The following is a 19,959-nucleotide window of genomic DNA, read 5'->3' on the forward strand; positions in this document are numbered from 1 at the left end:
GAAGCGCCGCGACGTCGCTGACGGCATGGTTTTCGGACAACGACGGAATTACGTAAAATTTTAGGGTATCAGCGCAGGATCTGGCTCAAGAACAGCTTTGTGCGGGCGTGCTGGGGCGCGGCGAAGAATTCGTTCGGCGTGTTGGCCTCGATGATCTGGCCGGCGTCCATGAACACGACACGGTTGGCGACTTCCTTGGCAAAGCCCATCTCGTGGGTCACGACCAGCATGGTCATGCCCTCCTCGGCGAGGTCGACCATGGTGTCGAGCACCTCCTTGACCATTTCAGGGTCGAGCGCCGAGGTCGGCTCGTCGAACAGCATCACCTTGGGATTCATGGTCAGGGCGCGCGCGATGGCGACGCGCTGCTGCTGGCCGCCGGACATCTGGCCGGGAAACTTGTTGGCCTGGTGCGGAATCTTGACCCGCTCCAGGAATTTCATCGCAGTCTCCTCGGCATCCTTCTTGGGGATGTTGCGCACCCAGATCGGCGCCAGCGTGCAATTGTCCAGCACGGTGAGATGCGGGAACAGATTGAAGCTCTGGAACACCATGCCGACCTCCCGGCGCACGGCGTCGACGTGCTTGAGGTTGGGCCCCAGCTCGATGCCGTCGACGACGATCTCGCCCTCCTGAAACTCCTCGAGCGCGTTGATGCAGCGGATCAAGGTCGACTTGCCCGAGCCGGAGGGACCGCAGATCACGATGCGTTCGCCCTTTTCGACCTCGAGGTCGATGTCGCGCAGCACGTGAAACTCGCCGTACCATTTGTTGAGGCCGGAAATCTTGACGATGGGGTCGGACATGGTGAGCTCCATCAGTTGCGACGGTGGGCGTTGAGACGGCGCTCGACGAAGAGCGAGTAGCGCGACATTCCAAAACAGAAGACGAAGTAGATGATGCCGACGAACGCGAAGCCGGTGAAGGCGGTCGACGGCGTCGTCCAGACCGGATCGGCGAACGAGGCTCGCAGCGAGCCGAGAAGGTCGAACAGCGCGACGATCGAGACCAGCGAGGTATCCTTGAACAGCGAAATGAAGCTGTTGACGATGGCGGGAATGACGTGGCGCAGCGCCTGGGGCAGCACGATCAGTGAGGTGGTCTTCCACCAGGACAGGCCGAGGGCGGAGGCCGCCTCTCCCTGCCCGCGCGGCACCGCCGCCAGACCGCCACGCAGGTTCTCGGCCTGATAGGCGCCGGTGAACAGCGAAACGCCGATCAGCGCGCGCACCAGGCCGTCGACGGTGAAGTTGCCCGGCAGGAACAAGGGCAGCATGTAGGTTGCGAAGAACAGCACCGTGATCAGCGGCACCCCGCGCCAGAACTCGATATAGGTGATCGAGAAGATCCGGATCAGGGGAATGGTCGAGCGCCGACCGAGCGCCAGCGCGACGCCGATTGGCAATGACGCCACGATGCCGGTAATCGCAATCACCAGCGTCACCAGGAGCCCGCCCCACAGCCGCGTGTCGACGATCGCCAAGCCGCCGTGATCGAGCCCCATCAGCTTGATCACCGCTGCCATTCCGGCGAACGAGACGAGGCTTGTGATCAGCGGCCGCGATCCGGCACGTGCGCCGCCACCGAGTACGAATAGGATCACCGAGACGACCACGGCAGTGATCAGGAAGTCGAGCCAGGGCCCCTGTCCTGCCGCCTGCATCTGATCGCGCAGCCACGTCAGTGGAAAAATGACCCAATGCAGCAGCGTGCCGAGCAGCGCGATGACGCTGCCGATCGCCCAGGGCAGCGGGCCGACGGCGGACGTCTTGCTCAAACCGACCAAGATCTCTCCCGCTCCGCCGATGCTGTCGGCGAACAATTGCAGCAGGCCCGCGACCCAACTGACGCCGAAGCCGGTGATGCCGCCGCCGTGCAGCAGGAAGAATGCGACCGCCGGAAAGGCGAAGAAGAACAGTCCGGCGTTCACGCTCTTGGCCGGCAACCGCGGAATCAGCAGCGGCAAGAGCAGCACGGCGCCGAGCGCGAAGGTCAGGTTGACCCGCCAGCGTTCGGCTTCGGGATAGAAGCCATAGAAGAGCTGGGTGAACTTGGCCTGGATAAAGGGCCAGCAGGCGCCGACCGGATGGCCGGCATTCTCGGCCAGGCACGCCGTGCGATCCTTGCCGCTCCAGACCGCGTCGACCAGCAGGAATTTGACAGTTGGAACGACGGTGTACCAGACCAGCAACAGGCCGAGGATCGTCAGCAGGATATTCGTCGGCGAGTTCAACAGGCGCGTGCGGACGAAGCCGAGAAAGCCGGTGGTCTTCACCGGCGCCGGGCGCTCGGCAACTAGGTCTTGCCGGACATAGGAGGATGCGATGATATCGGTCATGCACCCAGGCTCCGGCTTATGCGCCAGCCATAGACGCTCATGACGGCGCTGGTGACGAGCGAGGTCAGCAGATACACGCCCATCGTCATGGCGATGATCTCGATCGCCTGTCCGGTCTGGCTCAAGGTCGTGCCGGCAAACACCGAGACGAGATCGGGATAGCCGATCGCGACCGCAAGCGACGAGTTCTTGGTCAGGTTGAGGTACTGGTTGGTGAGCGGCGGCACGATCACGCGCATGGCCTGCGGCACCACGATCAGCCGCAATGTCGCGCCCCGGCTGAGGCCCAGCGAGGAGCCCGCCTCCATCTGCCCCTTATGGACTGACAGGATGCCGGCGCGAACGATCTCGGCGATGAAGGCGGCCGTATAGGTCGATAGCCCCACCGTCAGCGCCACGAGTTCCGGAATGATCCGCGTGCCGCCGGCGAAATTGAATCCCTTGAGTTGCGGCAATTCGAAACTGACGGGCGGACCGAACGCAAGGATCGTCGCGAGCGGCAATCCGACAAGCAATATCAGCACGTATGGCCAGATCCGGATCGCGCGGCCCTGACCAAACAGCGCCCACCTCGCGTAGCTGTGTAGCACCAGCGACACGACAAGGCCGAGCGCCAGCACGGCAAGGAAAGGTACGAGGCCAGGCTGCCCCAGCGCCGACGGCACGATCACGCCGCGATTGTTGAGGAAGAAGGCACCAAGGATCGAGACGCTTTGCCGCGGTGCCGGCAGCGCTGCGAGCACGGCGAGATACCAGAACAGGATCTGGAACAGCAGCGGCAGGTTGCGGATGGCCTCGACATAAAGACCGCCGACGCGGGACACCAGCCAGTTGGGTGACAGACGGCAGAGCGCCACGACGAAACCGATCACGGTGGAAAAGAAGATGCCGACCACCGAGACCAGCAGCGTGTTCAGCACGCCGACCAGGAATACGCGGAAATAGGTATCCGACCCCGAATAGGAGATCAGCGTTTGATTGACGTCGAAGCTGGCGCTGTTTTGCAGGAACCCGAAACCGGCGGCGATGTGCTGGGTTTCCAGGTTGGTACGGGCGTTCGATATGATCTCATAGGCAATCCAGGCCAGGATCGCGCCAAAGACAAGCTGGACGGCGACGCCGTTCCAGCCTGCCTTGCCACCGAGCGCGCGCCTCAGCTTCAGCGCGGTTTGCGGTGGCGGTTTTCGGGCCTCGACGCCCATCGGCGAGCCTGCGGCTTTGCCGATCAGCGGATCGGCGGCGCGTATTGCAGGCCACCCTTGGTCCAGAGGGCGTTGATGCCTCGGCTGATCTTGAGCGGCGAGCCGGCGCCGACGTTCCGATCGAACGACTCGCCGTAATTGCCGACCGCCTTCACGATCCGGATCACCCAGTCCTTGGTGAGGCCCAGCTGTTCGCCGAGATTGCCGTCGGTGCCGAGCACCCGTTTCAGCTCCGGCTTGTCGGATTTCGTCATCTCGTCGACGTTCTTCTGGGTGATGCCGAGCTCCTCGGCCGTGACCATTGCAAACAGCGTCCATTTCACGATGTCGAACCACTGGTCATCGCCATGGCGCACCATCGGACCCAGCGGCTCCTTCGAAATGATCTCGGGCAGCACGACGTGATCGGCGGGATTCGTCAGCTTCAGGCGGCTGGCATAGAGGCCGGATGAATCGTCGGTGAAGACGTCGCAGCGCCCCGACTCGTAGGCCTTGACCGCTTCGTCGATCGTGCCGAACGCGATCACTTCATACTTCATGTTGTTGGCTTTGAAGTAATCGGCAAGGTTCAGCTCGGTGGTGGTGCCGGTCTGGACGCAGACGGAGGCGCTGTTGAGCTCCAACGCCGAATTGACCTTGAGCGACTTCTTCACCATGAAGCCCTGCCCGTCATAATAGGTGACGCCGGTGAAGTTGGCACCGAGCGAGGTATCGCGCGACACCGTCCAGGTGGTGTTGCGCGACAGCACGTCGATTTCGCCGGATTGCAGCGCCGTGAAGCGGTCCTTGGCCGACAGCGGCACGAACTTGACCTTGGTCGGATCGTTCAAGACCGCGGCCGCGATCGCTCGGCAGACATCGACGTCGATTCCGGTCCAGTTGCCCTTGTCGTCGGGCGCCGAGAAGCCGGGCAAGCCCTGGCTGACGCCGCAGGACAGCATGTCCCGATCCTTGACGGTCTTGAGCGTTTGCGCGTCGGCAGCTTGGGCAGAGAGGCCGGCGGCGAGAGCAAGAGAGAGAGCCAGGGTTACGCGTTTCATGGGCTGAAGCCTTTCAAGATCGTCTCAAGGTCAGGAATGTTGTCTCAGGATCGTCTCTGCCGGGGCAATCCTACTTAGGACCTGCCTTGCAAGAGTCGTGCTGGAAAACCTTGCCGAACACTCGCCGATCCCAAGAGGCATACCCTAATCCCCGCCGCACGCGCCCGCCATGATGGCTGTGGCGCAAGATCCGGCCAGACGATGGATCGAAGGTCGCGGCTGCCCCTCAACATGCGGCGACTGAATAGCACCTACGCATCACAGAACGACTGGCGAGCCGGGTCAAGGGGTTGACGGGAGTCTTCTGTGTTCTGTTATTAACATCCGCGGCCTCCGGCCGCCCCGGCCGTGCGATCCGCGCCCGGCGGCAACGCGCCTTTTGAAAGCAGACGCATGGATTCCTCGCACCCCGCACAGCAGCATGCCGAAACCCGGCTGGTCACCTCCGGCCGCGACACCAAGGCGCAGAAGGGGTTCGTCAATCCGCCGGTGTTCCACGGCTCGACCGTGCTCTATCCGACCGCCGAGGACCTGCATGCCCATCGTGGCGAGTTCACCTATGGCCGCCACGGCACCCCGACGACCAGGGCGTTCCAGGACACCCTGATGGCGCTGGAGGGTCCGCAATGCGCCGGCGTCGGCATCGTGCCGTCGGGCCTGTCGGCGATCTCGACCACCCTGCTCTCGGTGCTGAAGGCCGGCGACCACATCCTGGTTGCCGACAACATCTATCGGCCCTCGCGCAATTTCTGCAACGGCATGCTCGCCCGGTACGGCGTCGAGACCACCTACTTTGATCCGCTTGTTGGTGCTGGCATCGAGAAGCTGTTCAAGCCCAACACTCGCGCGGTGCTGGTCGAGGCGCCCGGCTCGCAATCCTTCGAGATGCCGGACATTCGCGCCATCGCCGAGGTCGCGCATGCGCGCGATGCGCTCGTCATCGACGACAACACCTGGGCAACCCCGCTCTATCATCGCTCGCTCGACCAGGGCGTCGATATCAGCATGCAGGCGGCCACCAAATATATCGGCGGCCATTCCGATATCATGTTCGGCACCATCTCGGCCAACGCCAAGGCCTGGCCGCAGATTTCCGAAGGCATCCGCCTGCTCGGCGTCTGCGCCGGCCCCGACGACGTCTTCCTGGCGCTGCGTGGCCTGCGCACGCTGTCGGTGCGGCTCGCGCAGCATCATCGCTCGGGTCTCGAAATGGCGCGCTGGCTCGCTGCAAGATCCGAGGTCGCGCGCGTCCTGCACCCGGGACTCGAGACCGATCCGGGCCACGCCATCTGGAAGCGCGACTTCACCGGCGCCTCGGGCCTGTTCAGCATCGTGCTGAAGCCGGCGCCGCAGACGGCGGTCGACATCATGCTCAACACGCTCAAGCTGTTCGGCATGGGCTTCTCCTGGGGCGGCTTCGAGAGCCTTGCAATTCCCTTCGATTGCGACGCCTATCGCACGGCGACGAAGTGGGCGCCGGGCGGCCCGACTCTCCGCCTGCATATCGGGCTCGAGAACACCGACGATCTCAAGGCCGATCTCGATCGCGGCTTTGCTGCTCTCAAAGCGGCAATGTGAGCCTAGTCACGCAGCATTCCGCCTGCCGACGCGCCAATGCGCGCCGCGGGAACGTGCATGAACACCGGACGTTAACGCCGACGCGCCAACAAGGGTTGATCCACGCTCGTTTGGCGTTAGCCTGACCCTTTCGACCCCGATTCCGGACACGGAGAATGGGTACGTTGGTTCTGCTCGATCTGATGGGTGGCGTGGCGCTGTTGCTGTGGGGCCTGCACATGGTCCAGAGCGGCATTCTGCGCGCCTTTGGCCCCGACCTGCGACGCGTGCTTGGGCGGGCACTCGGCAACCGTTTCAGCGCTTTTGCCGCCGGGCTCGGTCTCACCGGCCTGCTCCAGAGCAGCACGGCGACCGCGCTGCTGACCAGCTCCTTCGCCGCCGAAGGCCTGCTCAGCCTCGTTGCCGCGCTCGCCATCATGCTGGGCGCCAATGTCGGCACCACGCTCATCGTCCAGGCGCTGTCGTTCAACATCGCAGCCATTGCCCCCGTGCTGTTCGTGCTCGGCCTCGTTGCCTTCCGTTCGGGTCCGCGCTCGCGGATCAAGGATATCGGACGGGTCTGCATCGGGCTCGGGCTGATGCTGCTGTCGCTGCATATCCTGCTCGACACGCTGGCCCCGGCCGAGAACGCGCCGGGCGTGCGTGTCGTGATGTCGTCCATCACAGGCGATCCCGTGCTTTGCATCGTCATCGCCGCGCTCGTCACCTGGGCGGTGCATTCGAGCGTCGCCAGCGTGTTGTTGATCATGTCGCTGGCCTATTCGCAGTTCATCACGCCCTACGCCGCACTGGCGCTGGTGCTGGGGGCCAATCTCGGCAGCGCGATCAATCCCGTGTTCGAGGGCGCAAGGCGCGACGATCCCGCCAGCTATCGCCTGCCGGTCGGCAATCTCATCAATCGCGTGGTCGGCATCGTCCTCGTGCTGCCATTCCTCAGCGCGATCGCAGATCATCTGCACGCCTGGCAGCCGGACCTGGCCAAGATGACCGCGGCATTCCACATCGTCTTCAACGTCGGCACCGCCCTCATCTTCATCGGCCTGCTCGACACCATGTCGCGGCTGCTGACCAGGCTGCTGCCCGATCGCGTGCAGGAAACAGACCCGGCCCGGCCGCGCTATCTCGACGAGACCGCGCTGGAGACGCCCTCGCTTGCGCTTGCGGACGCCGCCCGCGAGACACTGCACATGGGCGATCTGGTCGAGGTCATGCTGCGCAAGGTAATGGCCGCGATGATGACGGGCGACCGCTCGCTGGTCGACCAGGTCTCGAAGACGGACAATGTCGTCGACAGCCTCGACGAGGCCATCAAGCTCTACGTCACCAAGCTGACCCGCGGCAGCCTCGACGAAAGCGAGGGCCGGCGCGCGATGGAGATCATCTCCTTCGCCATCAACCTCGAACATATCGGCGACATCATCGACAAGAATCTGAGCGAGCTCGCCACCAAGAAGATCAAGCGGCGATTCCAGTTCTCCCCCGAGGGCGCCGAGGAGCTTGCCGCCTTCCACAAGCGCACGATGGACTCGCTGCGGATCGCCTTCGGCGTGTTCATGTCGGGCGATGCCACTGACGCCCGCAAGCTGCTGGTGGAAAAGACCGCGCTGAAGAACACCGAACTGGCCGCCATCGAACGCCATCTCGACCGCCTGCGCGAGGGCCGCCCCGAGACCATCGAGACCACGTCGCTGCATCTGGACGTGCTGCGCGACCTGCGCCGGATCCATTCGCATATCTGCTCGGTCGCCTATCCCGTGCTGGATGCGGCCGGTGAGTCCTATCGCCGAACCGAGGCGGAGACCGCCGCCCTGCCCGCCTCAGGCGCGACCGCGCTGCCGCGTTAGGGCTGCACGAACCAGAACCGCCCCTCCGGACAGCAGCAGCCCCGCCGCGCAGAGCAGCGTCGGGGCGATCCATAGCGTCAGGAACGACAGCAGGCGCGCGTCTTCGGGGTGCTGCGGATCGTAGGCGATCCTGACCTGCTCGCCATCGGCGTAGGGCTGTGCGGTCGACCCTGCCGAGGACGTGATCGTCATTACGCGGCCGTCGCGCGTTGCGAATTGAAAGGTCGGATAGAGAAACGTACCGCCATGATTGCCGCCGCTTCGTGCGACGGCGCCGGCAAAGCGCGCATCGGTCTGCTCGGCCCTGGCGAGAAAGGCGATCGTGCCCGCCAAATTGAAAAGGCCGAGCCCGAGCAGGATCAGGCCGACCGGAAGGACCGACAGGAGCAGGACTACCGGCAGTTTGCGCATGCCCATCCGGAGATCTGCATGACGAGGAGCCCCTTGATCAGCGATCCAGCGTCTTCGAGGCAGTGCCGTGGTTCTTCCAGATCAGCATGATGTTTCTGATGTAGATGATCGTCGCAAACAGCTGTCCCATGATGATGACGGGCTCACGCTTCACGATGCCGTAGATCAGGGTCATCAAGCCGCCGCCCATCGAGCAGAACCAGAATGCGATCGGCACCACGCTATTGCCGGCACGCTCGCTCGCGATCCACTGCACCAGGAAACGTGCGGTGAAGAACAGCTGCGCGATCAGGCCGAAGGCGAGCCAGAAATCGAACTTGGCGACGAACACTTCGTAGAAGTAGTTGCTCAGCGCCTGGCCGTATTGAATGATCATGCCTTCACCTCAGTCACGTCCGGTGTCGGCTTCTTGCGACGGATAAGCCACCACACGCCGGCGAGATCCATGATGCCGATCCACAGCCGGTCGAAGAACCCATAGTTCGAAACGCCAGAATGGCGCGGCCGGTCGATCACATCGACATAGGCGATCTCGTAACCTTCACGGCGCACCAGAGCGGGCAGGAACCGATGCAGCCCGTCGAAATAGGGCAGCATCAGGAACACATCGCGGCGGAACGCCTTCAGCCCACATCCGGTATCGCGCGTGCCGTCGTTCAGGATCGAGCCCCGCACGCCATTTGCGATGCGCGACTGAAACTTCTTGAAGCCAGTATCCTTGCGCCCGACCCGCTGTCCGGCGGCGAGCCCGACGCGTGCACTCTTCTCGACTGCCGCGATCAGGTCCGGCAGGAAAGCGGGATTGTTCTGGCCGTCGCCGTCGAGCGTCGCCACGATCGCACCGCGGGCCGCGCGCACGCCGCTTCGCACCGCCGCCGACTGGCCGGTCGATATGGCATGACGCAACTGCCGAAGATTGTCCCGCTGCGCCATGATCGCGGCGAGCCGGTCGCCGGTCGCATCGGTCGAACCGTCGTTGACATAGATGATCTCATAGGCCCAGCGCCCATCGAGCGCGGCCGTGATCTCCTCGATCAGGGGCGCAATGTTGTCGGCTTCGTTGCGCACGGGGACAACGATGGAAACCGAAGGCTGGGACGGCGACAAATCGAGAGCTCGTGGTTGGATTGGCCTGCGACCTGAGGAACCGGCGGCCCCGGCAGGCAGCCGCTTTTATGGGGCGGACGGGCCGTGGGCAACCCTTTTGAGGCGTCCGGGAAACGGGCCTGGAAGCGCCACGATGGTCCCGTCGGCGCGGATGGCAAAGGCCAGCCGGCGCGCCGCAAACCAGTAGCGAACCGCCATGGCGCCGACCATGCCGACCAGGGCACCAGCGGTGACGTCGCTTGGGTGGTGCGCCAGCAGCACGAGGCGCGTCAGCAGGATCACAATTGCGTAAGTGAACATGAACACGCGCAGCCGCGGCCAAAGCGCCGAGACCGCAAAGGCCAGAGCGAACGCCGTCACCGCATGCCCCGACGGCAGACTGGTATATGCCCCGGTGCCTTCCAACGGCATGAAGTTGAATGGATCGGCCTTGCCGCCGACGAACGGCCGCCCGCGACCGATGAGATATTTCAGGATCTCGGCGACGAATACCGACGCGGCAACCGACAGAAACAGATATTGCAGCCGGGTGCCAAAGCCGAGCAGCAGCGCACGGCGGGTGCCATGCATGCCGGCGGCAACGAGCGCCACGACGATCAGGGCTATGCCCAGGACCGAGAGTACATTCACGTCCTTGCCGAAATCGGTGAGGATGCGGATCGGCCAGAGCGCCGGCGTGCCCCGCGCTGGCATCAGCTGGATCTCGGTCCGATCGAACGCGAGCATCAGCACGATGACCAGGGCTGCGCCCACCGCGCTCAGCCACAGCGAATGCCGCGCCAGTTTTCGCGCAGCCGTAGCGCGACGCGAATGCGAGGGAGCGCGCACGAGCTGCGCCAGGGAATGTCCAGCGACCGTGAGCAACTGAGTGGGATAGCTCGCACGCGGCGCGATCGTGGGCGCAACAGACATTCTATTCAGTATCCTCGGAGCGGAAGACCGAGATCGAGATCGCGCGGCCTTGCGAGAAATTATAGCCGTCGATCCGCGCGCCGACCTTGTAGCGCAACCCGATCGCCTCGGCGCGCTGCACGAAGCTGCGCTCCGAGCGCTGCTCGATCAACGCAAACCGGCACCTGCCCTGCCTGAGGAAGTCGGCGGCGCCGGACCCGTCGGTCAGAAGGGTCTGCGTTCCCGTCAGGAAGACGAGGCTCGGCTCGTGATAGCCGGCCGATGCCGCCTTCGGTCCGACGCAGGTGACGTTGCGCAAGGCGCGTGCGACCTCGATGCTCGGAAACAGCGGCGTCAAGGACGGCAGCACGATGCCATAGACCACGACCGCCAGCATCAGCGCGGCGACCAGCGCGTTGAGCAGCGAGCGCTCGGCGCGGTTATTGTCGTAGAGCCACCAGGCGAACAGGCCGAAGATCAACGCGGCCGCGATGAACGGCCAGGCGACGAAGGCCGGCTGCCGCGTCAGCATGACCGCGCCCACCACCGCGATGATCGAACCGGCCGCCGGAATCGCGAACCACCAGGCTGAGCCGCGCGCGAGCCACGAGCGCGACAGCACACGCCGCTCCAACGCGCCAACGGTGAGGATCGCGATCGCGGGATAGAGCGGCAACACATAATGCGGCAGCTTGGTCAGCACCGCCTCGAACACGATCCAGGACGGGATCAGCCAGGCCAGCAGGAATTGCGCACCGGGCTCACGCCGCGCCCGCCACACCGCTGGGGCCGCCATTGCGGCAAGCGGCGCGCCCGGCCAGAAGGTGACCCAGAACAGCGCCAGGTACACGCCGGGCGGCGCGCCGTGCGACTCCTGCGCGCCGATCTTGCTGAGCATGTCGCCGCCGACGGAATCCGCAAAGAAGGCATCGCCCGCGCGCCAGAAGATGGCGACGAACCAGGGCAGCACCAGCACCAGCATCCACATCAGCCCCCAGACCGGACGCAAGCGCCACAGCCAGGAGGAATCGCGGTCCTGGATCGCGAGCGCGACGATGGTAAGCCCAGCGAACATCAGGATCAGCGGGCCCTTGATCAGGATGCCGACGGCGAGCGCCGTCCAGAAGATGGCAGGCCAGCTCCACGGCGGATGGGTCTCATCCTCGGCGCGCTGCCAGGAGAGATAGGCCCGTGCCATCGCGCCCATCGCGGCGACGACGCAGAACAACAGCACGGCATCAGTCTTGGCGAGGCGCGCCTCGACGCCAAGCAGCACGGAGGCCGACATCAGCAGCGCGGCCAGAACCGCGGCGCGGCGCGTCACGAATCCCAGCGCCGTCCAATAGGTCATGAGCACTGCGCCAATCGCGCCGATCAGCGACGGCAGCCGGTAGACCCATATCCGCAACTCGGCCTTCGGCAGCTTCAGTGCCGTGGCGACTTCGACCGCGGCGGATTGCAACCAGTAGATGCCGACCGGTTTCTTGTAACGGACGTCTTCCTGAAAGCGGATGTCGACGTAGTCGCCGCTCTCGACCATCTGCTTGGTGGCCTGCGCAAAGCGCGCCTCGTCGCGGTCGACAGGCGGGATGGTGAAGAACCCGGGCAGGAACAGCAGCAGCGCGCACAACGCCAGGAAGCCCACCGCACGGGCGTGACTTGTGGTGACAAAGTCCAGCATCAACACGAGCCGATTGCCCGGATTGACGGGTGTTTTCGGCTCTCGGGGCGCCCCGAAACGGGGAGTTGGGTAGGTCTCGGCCATTGGTTCCGCTTACGCTGAAACCGCCATCGCCACAACCGCTTAAGCCACCGTCATTGAATTCGAATGACAACTGTGTCCGCGGCGCCCGTGGCGTCGATCACGGTCAGCCGAGCAAACCCCGGGCCGGGCGGATCGATCAGGCGCTGACGCCGCCCGTCGATCTCGCCGCGCGCGGCGCCGTTGACCATGACGGTCATCGGCAACACCCCCCCGGCGACCTTGACAGGCATCGCGGCAGCTTCAGCGCCGGCCGAGCGATCCACGTCGATCCTGGAACCATTGAGGGGGAACTGGATGTGAAGGGCCTGCTCGCCGCCGGTCCGCACCAGTTCCCCGACCGGGCGGAACCGCTTCAGCGGCAACGGCAACTTGGCGTTGCTGGCCACCAGGGTTCCCTTCGGCGGCTTGGGGAGCGGAACCAGCGTCTTGCCACTGCGTGCGAAGGCATCGAACAGAATCGGAGCCGCGGCCACGCGACCAATCAGGCCGGGAACCGGCGCGCCATCGGGCCGGCCGACCCAGACGCCGATGGTCATGCGGCCGTCGAACCCGACTGACCAGGCATCGCGGTAGCCGTAGGAGGTCCCGGTCTTGAAGGCGATTCGGTTGTGGGCGGCGTTCTCCGGCGGCGGAGTTCCCAGGAGCACGTTGCCGACCTGCCAGGCCGCAACCGGGTCCAGGAGCCGCAGCGGCTCGCGATCGTCCTTGGTCGCGACGATCTCGCGCAGCGGCCTGGTGGTGCCAAGCCGGGCAAAGCCTGCATAGAGCTGCGCGAGGTCCTGCAATGTCACGCCGACTCCGCCGAGGCCCATCGCAAGCCCCGGTGCCTCGTCCTTGGGCAGGACCAGATTGCCGCCAGCCTGCCGCAACCGCGATGCCAGGCGGCTCGAGCCGACGCGGTCGAGCAGCACGATCGCCGGCACGTTCAGCGAGAGCTGCAGCGCCTTCTTCACGGGCACCGTGCCCTGGAACGTCATGTCGAAATTCTCCGGCGCGTAGGAGCCGAAGCGGACCGGGCGGTCGTCGATCAGACTATCGGGGTGAACGAAGCCGTCCTCGAACGCGAGGCCGTAGATGAAGGGCTTCAGGGTCGAGCCCGGCGAGCGGATGGCGCGCGTCATGTCGACCTGCCCTGCCCGGCTCTCGTCGAAATAATCGGCCGAGCCAACACGGGCAAGCACGTCGCCGCTGTCGTTGTCGACCACGATGATGCCGACCGAGATGTTCGGCCCCAGCGCAATGGCGCGGTCACGCGCCAGCGGCTCCAGCACTTTCTGGAGATTTGAGTCCAGCGTCAGCTTGATGATTGGCGCATCTTTGACCGTGGCCAGCGCGCTGTCGGACGCATGCGGCGCCAGGATCGGCATCGGCTTGCGCAGCTTTGGCACGGCAACGGCCTTGGCCTGCCTCGCGTCGTCGACGCTGACCACGCCCTCCTCGACCATGCGGTCGAGCACGCGGTCGCGGGCCAGGCGCGCGGCCTCGGGATAGCGGTCGAGCCTTCGCGTCTCCGGCGATTGAGGCAGCGCGACCAGAAGTGCGGCTTCCGCCAGCGACAGCCGTTTCGGCTCCTTGCCCAGATAGGCGATCGATGCGGCGCGGATGCCTTCGAGATTGCCGCCATAGGGCGCAAGCGCGAGATAAAGGTTGAGGATCTCGTCCTTGCTCAAGCTGCGCTCAAGCTCGATCGCGCGGACGATCTGATGCAGTTTTGCGTAGAGCGAACGCTGCCGCCGCGGCTCCATCAGCCGCGCGAGCTGCATCGAGATGGTCGAGCCACCGGAGACGATATGGCCGCGCGTCGCGAGCTGCAACGCCGCACGGCCCAGCGCCAGCGGATCGATGCCGTCATGGACATAGAAGCGTTGGTCTTCATAGGCGAACAACAGCTTGAGATAGGTCGGATCGACATTGGCCTTGTCCTCGACCGGCAGCCGCCAGCGTCCATCGGCCATGGCGTAGGCGCGCAGCAGCTTTCCGTTGCGGTCGACGACGGTGGTCGAGACGCGGCGTGCCTCATCGAGCGGGAGCGGACCGAGGGAATACACCCAGCCGACGAAGCCGATGATGGCGAGGATGAAGACGAGCACAGCGGCCGAGAGGAGGCGCATGGTCATGCGCCCTCCTCCGTCATGGCCGGGCTTGTCCCGGCCATCCACGTTTTCAGCCGCAGCCTCAATATCCGTGGATGCCCGGGACATCTGCGCGAAGACGCGCTTCGCGCTTTTGCCCGGGCATGACGACGGAGATTGTGGCTCGTTCGGAACGCTAGTCATCCAAAGCACTCACTTCGCCGCTCGCACCTCGACACTACCCGTTGCGGTGCGGCCGTAGCGCGAGGGGTTGTACATGTCCTCGACATAGGCCTGCGGCAGCACGTATTTGCCGGGCGAGACCACACGCACGACATAGGCGACCGTGAATACCGCCTTGGAGCTCGAAGCCCGGTCGACGGCCGCCGTGAAGCGGTCATCGCGGAACTCGGTGTTCGCAGGCTCCTCGCCGTCCTCGATCCAGTCCAGCGTGCCGCTGTCGCCCGACGACACCAGTTTCGGGTTGTCGATCTCGAGACCCGCCGGCAGATAGTCGGACACCATGATGTGGCCGTACTCAGGCTTCGCCTCCGTGATCTTCAACACCACGGCAAAGCGATCGTTCTGTTTGACCTTGCTGATATCGGCGGGCTTGCCGTCGAGCGTGAAGTAATTCCGCTCGATCTTGAAGCCGTTCGAAGCAGCCGGCTCCGGCGTCACCGGCGAGCCGGACACTGAAACCACCGCCTGCACCGGCGCATCGCCGGTGTTGGTGATCTTCAGCGGCTTGCCGCTGAGGGTATCAGCCTTGTAACTGCGGTAGAGCGCGGTCTTGACCGGCTGGCCGTCGACCTCGATCGAGAGGTTTTCCTTGGCCAGCGCCCGTGCCGCCAGCACCAGCCACGCATTCTCCTGCGTGGAGGTGTAGGGCGTCAGGCCGCGCGCGGTCTCGACCCGCGCCACCGCCTGCGTCAGCGTCGCCTTCGGCGCATTGCCTTCGCTGGCCAGCGAGACCAGCGCTGCGGCATCGCGAAGCTGCGAGCCGTAGTCGCTGCGGCCGAACTCGAGCACCGGCTTGGGCGCGAGGCTATCGAGCGCCGCACCGTAAACCCGCTCGGCCCGGTTGCGGTCGCCGACTAGAGCGAGCGCCGCCGCAAGCTGGGACTTGGCAATTGGGGTCGCCAGATTGCTCAACTTGGTGTCGGCGAGATAGCGGAGATCGCCGATCGGCGCCGCGCCATTACGGGCGAGCACGTAGAGGCCGTAAGCGAGATCGCGGCCGCCGTCCTTCTCCGGCTCGTTGCCATTGACGACGGAGTTTCTGATGCGATCAAGCGCGTTCTTGAACAGGACATCCGGCACCACAAAGCCTTTTTCGCGGGCGCGGGTCAGAAAGTCCGTCACGTAGGCATCGAGCCAGGCATCGTCGCCGCCGGCCGACCACAGGCCGAACGAGCCGTTGGAGCCTTGACGGGCCAAAAGCCGCTCGATCGCGTCGCGGATACGCTGGTCGACATCGGTGTCCATGGCCAGGTGCGCGCCGGCCGCGAGGTCGTTGACATAGAGCAGCGGCATGGCGCGGCTCGTGATCTGCTCCGAGCAGCCATAGGGGTAACGATCGAGCGCTTTCAGGATCGTCGCTGCGTCGAGCGCCGTCGACAGGCTCGCCGAGACCGAGACACTGCCGGTGCCCGGCACGAGGTCGGAGAACATGTCCGAGGTCAGCGTCAGGCTCTCGCCCTTCGCCAAGGTGCGGATCGAGCGCCGTGCCAGGACCTGCGTCGCCGCCTTGACGTCGAACGCATAGTGGCGCGCGAGCGTCAGGCCATTCGGTCCCTTGATGTTGACATCGAGCGTCGCCTGCCCCGCCGCGGTCGCATCGAGCGCGAGCGAGAACGAGTTGCGCTGCTTGGCGGCGAGCCTGACCGTGGTGGCGGGATTGCCTGACATCTTCACCGGGCCGCCCGTCTTCGCGCTGATGACGTAGTCACCGGCCTGGCCCTCGACATTGTCGATCTCGAGATTGACCGTGCCGTGGTCGCCATTGAGCAGGAAGCGCGGCAGGGTCGTGGTCAGCACCACGGGATCGCGGATCACGACATCAGTGTTGGCGCGGCCAAGCTTGGTCGCGGTCCAGGCCACTGCCATCACGCGCGCGGTGCCGGCGAACTCCGGAATGTCGAAGCTGACCTCGGCGCTGCCGTCGGCACCGACGGTGACGATGCCCGAATAGAGCGCCAGCGGCTTCTGCGCGGGCGGCGAGCCCTGCAGCTCGGCTGCGCCAGCGTCGCCGCCTGACTTGATCTGGCCGCGCGTGCCCGACATGCCGTCGATCAACTGCCCGTAGAGATCGCGGATCTCGGCAGAGAGCTGGCGCTGGCCGAGATAATAGTCGTCCGGAGCCGGCGGCTTGTAATTGGTAAGGTTGAGGATGCCGACGTCGACCGCGGCGATGACCACCTTGGCGTCCTCGCCGGGATTGAGCCCGTCGAGCTTGACCGGAATCTTCAGCATCGAATTCGGCCGGATCAGATCCGGCGGCGTCAGCTTGACCTGGAGCGTGCGGGCTTGCTTGTCGATGCCAAACCACTTCAAGCCGATTGCCCGGCCGGGCATGCGCTGAGCGGCCGCATCGAGCGGGCGGCGCAGGGTCGCCACCACATAGGCACCGGTGCCCCAGTCCTTGCCGACGGGGAGTTTGACCTGCGCGGTGCCTTCCCTGACGTCGATGGTCTGGGTCGTCAGCAGGCGGTCGCCGACCACGTTGACGGTGAGCTTGCCGGCGGAGCGGACGTTGACCGACACCGTCATGGTGTCGCCGGACGCATATTGCGGCTTGTCGATCGAGGTCTCCAGGAGGTCCGGCGTGTCGGCGCTGCCGTCGGAATACCAGCCGACGTCGAACTGCACCGAGGTCACCGGGCCGTCGGCGTCGTTCGACTTCACGTCGAGACGGTAGCGTCCGGGCCGCGGCGCGAGCGAAATCCGTGACGGCTTGTCGGCGGCGATGGTGACGTCACCATCGGCGACGCGCGAGGTCGACTTGACCGGCTCGTACTCCCAATAATTGTTCTGGCGATACCATTGATAGCGCGACTCCATCTTCAGGAGCTCATAGCGCAGGCCGTCACGCGGCAGCGACTTGCCCTCGGGCGAGACGAACACGACGTCGAACTCGGCCTTGTCGCCTTCCGCCACGTTCTTGTCGCCGAACAGCGGCTTGATGCCGATCAGGGCGGTCGCAGGTGCGACCGGCAGCACCAGCTTGCGCTCGACGGCGCGGCCCCCGGTTTCGACCATGCGGACGAAGATCTGCGCCTCCTGCGGACGGGTCGAGGCCGGCTGCTTGTCGAGCGTCACCGGGAAGGTGGCGACGCCATTGGCGTCGGCCTCGGGCAGGTTCTCGAGCGGCGTGCGCTCGTTCGAGGTGGTCTGCTCGTCGTCGACGCCGAACTTATAGCCAGCATAGCCCGGCCGCTCGGCAGCCGGCGCAATCAGCATGTCGCCTTCGAGCTGAAGGCCCGAAGCCGGCGCGCCATAGAGGAAATGACCGTCGGCCTTGAGCTCCACAGGAGCATTGGCCTTGATCAGCTTGTCCTTGGCGGACAGGTCGAATTCGATCCGATCGGGGACATAATCCTCGACCATGAAGGTGGTCTCGCCGACCGACGATCCCTTCGGATCTGTGAAGGCGCGGACCCGCCAGGTGCCGGTCGGCACTGCCGAGTTGAGTGGCACGGCGAGCGTGCGGCCGCCGGCGCCCTGGTCGGACAGCACGGCGCGGCGGAATTCGACGCCGTCCGGACGCTCGATCACCAGCGTCAGCGGCCCGCCATTGACGGCATTGCCCTGCCCGTCGCGCAAGAGCGCGGTGAGATAAACGGTCTCGCTGGAGCGATAGACGCCGCGCTCGGCATAGACAAACGCATCGGCGCCTGATGGCACCACGCGGCCCGCGACACCACGATCGCTGAGGTCGAAGGCCGAGGTCTTGAGGCTGAGGAAGGCATAATCGGCCTTCTCGCCGGTAACGGTCAGCATCGCCGGCGACAGGCCGCCCTCGCCGCGCGCAAGCCCCGCCTCGAACAGCACATGGCCGGCATCGTCGGTCTTGCGCGTCGCCAAGATCTCATTGTTGCGGGCAACCAGCCGCACCTCGGCCTTGCCGACCGGGTCGGTCGAGGCCAGCGAGTTCACGAAGACGTGGATGCCGTCATTGCCCGAATAGGCTGTCACCCCCAGGTCGGAGACGATGAACCACTGCGTCGCGAGCTGGTATTCATCGTCGCTGCCCGGGCCCTTGGCCGCCGCCGTCATCACATAGACGCCGGGCTGGAGCTCGCCCAGCGCCTCGTCGACCGGGAATGCGGTGGTGACGTCCTGGTTCAACGTCATCGCGGTCGCCAGTTCGCCGGACCAGACCTTGACACCGCGCTCGTCGCCGAGATCGCTGAGCTGATACTTCGACAGCGTCTTCTGGAAGTCGCTGTCGATCACAGTGTTGATCAGATTGCGATCGCCAATCCTGTAAACGTTGACGTTCACCGCGGGCGTGTTGACGCTGACGACGGGAATGCCGCGCTGGCCGGTCCGCGGCAGCACATAGGCGCGGCTGGTGAAGCGCACGAAAGGCTTGCGGTCGCGCACATAGATGTTGAACTCGGCCGATTTCGGCAGGCCTTCCTTCACGGTCGACGGCAGGCCGGCGCGCAGGTTGATGTTGTAGCGTTCGCCGTGCTTCAGTCCGTCGACGCAGAGCTGTTTGCCCTCAGCCGACAGCGCCGGCTTGTCCTGGCCTGCGAGCGCCAGGAACGGCGCAAAGTCCGTGCGCTTGGCGAGCTCCTCCGAGAACTGGAAGCAGGCGCGCGGACTCGCCGAATCCGAGTCCACGGTATAGTCGAGCAGCCGGAAGCCGTGCTCGTCGCGCAGCTTCTCATATTGACCGCGGACGTCGGCGACCTCGCGCGCCTCGAGCGACAGCCGCAATGCGTCCAGCGCCGGCCGGAACAGATGCCGGTCGGCGAGCGACTTGCCGAGCACGGCAAGCGCGTCGGCCTCCTCGCCCTGATTGCCGGCCCGCATATAGGCGATGTAGGCGGCGGTGGAGGCGCGCTCCAGCAGGAAGGTCTGCTCACTCGAGCTCTTCGGGGTGATCTGGAAGATGACTTTTGCGAGGCGCAGCCAGTTGCTGGCATCCTCGGGCGTCGTGGCGGCGATCTGGCCGAGGACCGAGAGCCCGGAGCGGTAATCGTTGCGTCTGAAGGCGGCGTCGGCGTCCGTCTTCAGCGTCGCATTGGTCTTGGCGACCGGCCCCGCCTCGCTCTTGATCTGCGCCTCCAGCTTGATCGCGGAATCAGCGAGATCGTCGCGCTTGAACGCCTTGTCAGCGGCATGCGCCGCGCTCAGGCCAAACGCCAGCATTGCGCAGAAGGTGACGGCGCGAACCAGACCGATCATGAATGGACTCCCGGAAATCGCGGACGAGCGCCGCGGCGGATAAAGTGCGCGGAAAGGTGACAGACTCAAGGCGATGGAACCAGAGGTGCAAAACGTCGCATTCGCCATGGGAAGGCAAGCCCGGAGGAGACCGATCAAGATACCGCCGCACACGCCGTCCTGTGGCGCAGCCAATACCTGAAACAGTCGGCCGGCGACCGTGTCCCGGAAGCTAGCCAGCGTTGCCGGCGACGTGATCCGTCGTCCAGTCCGCTGCCGCTCAACCCGGCACCCTGACACTTCACCGTTCCGTT

At 65.1% G+C, this 19,959-nt stretch carries 13 protein-coding genes; 2 read left to right on the top strand and 11 right to left on the bottom strand.

Translation table 11 applies throughout. The features are described 5' to 3' along the window. Positions 1-68: 68 nt before the first annotated feature. The 4 genes from XH89_RS20335 to XH89_RS20350 are packed head-to-tail and all read right to left on the bottom strand — an operon-like array spanning position 69 to position 4,580. On the bottom strand, positions 69-806 hold the full coding sequence (locus XH89_RS20335; protein ID WP_194462226.1) for an amino acid ABC transporter ATP-binding protein: 738 nt from the start codon (positions 804-806) through the stop codon (positions 69-71). An 11-nt stretch (positions 807-817) separates the two neighbouring features. After that, entirely contained in the window at positions 818-2,338 is a 1,521-nt protein-coding gene (locus XH89_RS20340; protein ID WP_194462227.1) for an amino acid ABC transporter permease, read from the bottom strand. Then, positions 2,335-3,540, bottom strand: a complete 1,206-nt coding sequence (locus XH89_RS20345) for an amino acid ABC transporter permease (RefSeq protein WP_194462228.1) — start codon at positions 3,538-3,540, stop codon at positions 2,335-2,337. The genes XH89_RS20340 and XH89_RS20345 overlap by 4 nt, the downstream gene beginning before the upstream one ends. A 23-nt stretch (positions 3,541-3,563) precedes the next feature. Then, positions 3,564-4,580 (bottom strand): amino acid ABC transporter substrate-binding protein, encoded by a 1,017-nt coding sequence (locus tag XH89_RS20350; protein WP_194462229.1) that lies wholly within the window; start codon positions 4,578-4,580, stop codon positions 3,564-3,566. A gap of 393 nt (positions 4,581-4,973) precedes the next feature. Between XH89_RS20350 and metC the strand changes: the two genes are divergently transcribed. Both metC and XH89_RS20360 read left to right on the top strand, forming a co-directional pair. Further along, complete coding sequence (gene metC, locus XH89_RS20355) at positions 4,974-6,158, top strand: cystathionine beta-lyase (RefSeq protein ID WP_194462230.1); 1,185 nt, start codon at positions 4,974-4,976, stop codon at positions 6,156-6,158. A gap of 155 nt (positions 6,159-6,313) precedes the next feature. Next, positions 6,314-8,002, top strand: coding sequence for a Na/Pi cotransporter family protein (locus tag XH89_RS20360; RefSeq protein ID WP_194462231.1), 1,689 nt, complete (start codon positions 6,314-6,316; stop codon positions 8,000-8,002). Here the strand turns inward: XH89_RS20360 and XH89_RS20365 are convergent. The 7 genes from XH89_RS20365 to XH89_RS20395 form a co-directional block, all read right to left on the bottom strand. Further along, on the bottom strand, positions 7,976-8,419 hold the full coding sequence (locus tag XH89_RS20365) for a DUF3592 domain-containing protein (protein ID WP_194462232.1): 444 nt from the start codon (positions 8,417-8,419) through the stop codon (positions 7,976-7,978). The genes XH89_RS20360 and XH89_RS20365 overlap by 27 nt on opposite strands. A 31-nt stretch (positions 8,420-8,450) precedes the next feature. Then, positions 8,451-8,789 carry a lipid-A-disaccharide synthase N-terminal domain-containing protein gene (locus tag XH89_RS20370; protein WP_194462233.1) on the bottom strand — a complete coding sequence of 113 codons (339 nt, stop codon included), beginning with the start codon at positions 8,787-8,789 and terminating at the stop codon, positions 8,451-8,453. After that, the gene (locus XH89_RS20375; protein WP_194462234.1) at positions 8,786-9,520 is read right to left on the bottom strand and encodes a glycosyltransferase family 2 protein; all 735 of its coding nucleotides are present in this window, start codon (positions 9,518-9,520) and stop codon (positions 8,786-8,788) included. Before XH89_RS20375 ends, XH89_RS20370 begins: the two co-directional genes overlap by 4 nt. Positions 9,521-9,586: 66 nt before the next feature. Next, a complete protein-coding gene (locus XH89_RS20380; protein ID WP_194462235.1) occupies positions 9,587-10,432 on the bottom strand; it encodes a phosphatase PAP2 family protein in 846 nt (281 codons plus the stop codon). Between the two features lies 1 nt (position 10,433). Further along, complete coding sequence (locus XH89_RS20385) at positions 10,434-12,176, bottom strand: glycosyltransferase family 39 protein (protein ID WP_194462236.1); 1,743 nt, start codon at positions 12,174-12,176, stop codon at positions 10,434-10,436. A 50-nt stretch (positions 12,177-12,226) separates the two neighbouring features. After that, positions 12,227-14,377: a penicillin-binding protein 1C gene (gene pbpC, locus XH89_RS20390; protein WP_246767570.1), complete on the bottom strand. Its 2,151-nt coding sequence runs from the start codon at positions 14,375-14,377 to the stop codon at positions 12,227-12,229. Between the two features lie 84 nt (positions 14,378-14,461). Then, on the bottom strand, positions 14,462-19,666 hold the full coding sequence (locus XH89_RS20395; protein ID WP_194462238.1) for an alpha-2-macroglobulin: 5,205 nt from the start codon (positions 19,664-19,666) through the stop codon (positions 14,462-14,464). Positions 19,667-19,959 lie beyond the last annotated feature (293 nt).

It is taken from the genome of Bradyrhizobium sp. CCBAU 53340, from assembly GCF_015291645.1.
GTDB lineage: Bacteria > Pseudomonadota > Alphaproteobacteria > Rhizobiales > Xanthobacteraceae > Bradyrhizobium.

Bases quoted from the DNA above. Each gene is read 5' to 3' on its own strand.
- XH89_RS20335 (WP_194462226.1), bottom strand. From the start codon at position 806: ATGTCCGACCCCATCGTCAAGATTTCCGGCCTCAACAAATGGTACGGC.
- XH89_RS20340 (WP_194462227.1), bottom strand. From the start codon at position 2,338: ATGACCGATATCATCGCATCCTCCTATGTCCGGCAAGACCTAGTTGCC.
- XH89_RS20345 (WP_194462228.1), bottom strand. From the start codon at position 3,540: ATGGGCGTCGAGGCCCGAAAACCGCCACCGCAAACCGCGCTGAAGCTG.
- XH89_RS20350 (WP_194462229.1), bottom strand. From the start codon at position 4,580: ATGAAACGCGTAACCCTGGCTCTCTCTCTTGCTCTCGCCGCCGGCCTC.
- metC (WP_194462230.1), top strand. From the start codon at position 4,974: ATGGATTCCTCGCACCCCGCACAGCAGCATGCCGAAACCCGGCTGGTC.
- XH89_RS20360 (WP_194462231.1), top strand. From the start codon at position 6,314: ATGGGTACGTTGGTTCTGCTCGATCTGATGGGTGGCGTGGCGCTGTTG.
- XH89_RS20365 (WP_194462232.1), bottom strand. From the start codon at position 8,419: ATGGGCATGCGCAAACTGCCGGTAGTCCTGCTCCTGTCGGTCCTTCCG.
- XH89_RS20370 (WP_194462233.1), bottom strand. From the start codon at position 8,789: ATGATCATTCAATACGGCCAGGCGCTGAGCAACTACTTCTACGAAGTG.
- XH89_RS20380 (WP_194462235.1), bottom strand. From the start codon at position 10,432: ATGTCTGTTGCGCCCACGATCGCGCCGCGTGCGAGCTATCCCACTCAG.
- XH89_RS20385 (WP_194462236.1), bottom strand. From the start codon at position 12,176: ATGGCCGAGACCTACCCAACTCCCCGTTTCGGGGCGCCCCGAGAGCCG.
- pbpC (WP_246767570.1), bottom strand. From the start codon at position 14,377: ATGTCCCGGGCATCCACGGATATTGAGGCTGCGGCTGAAAACGTGGAT.
- XH89_RS20395 (WP_194462238.1), bottom strand. From the start codon at position 19,666: ATGATCGGTCTGGTTCGCGCCGTCACCTTCTGCGCAATGCTGGCGTTT.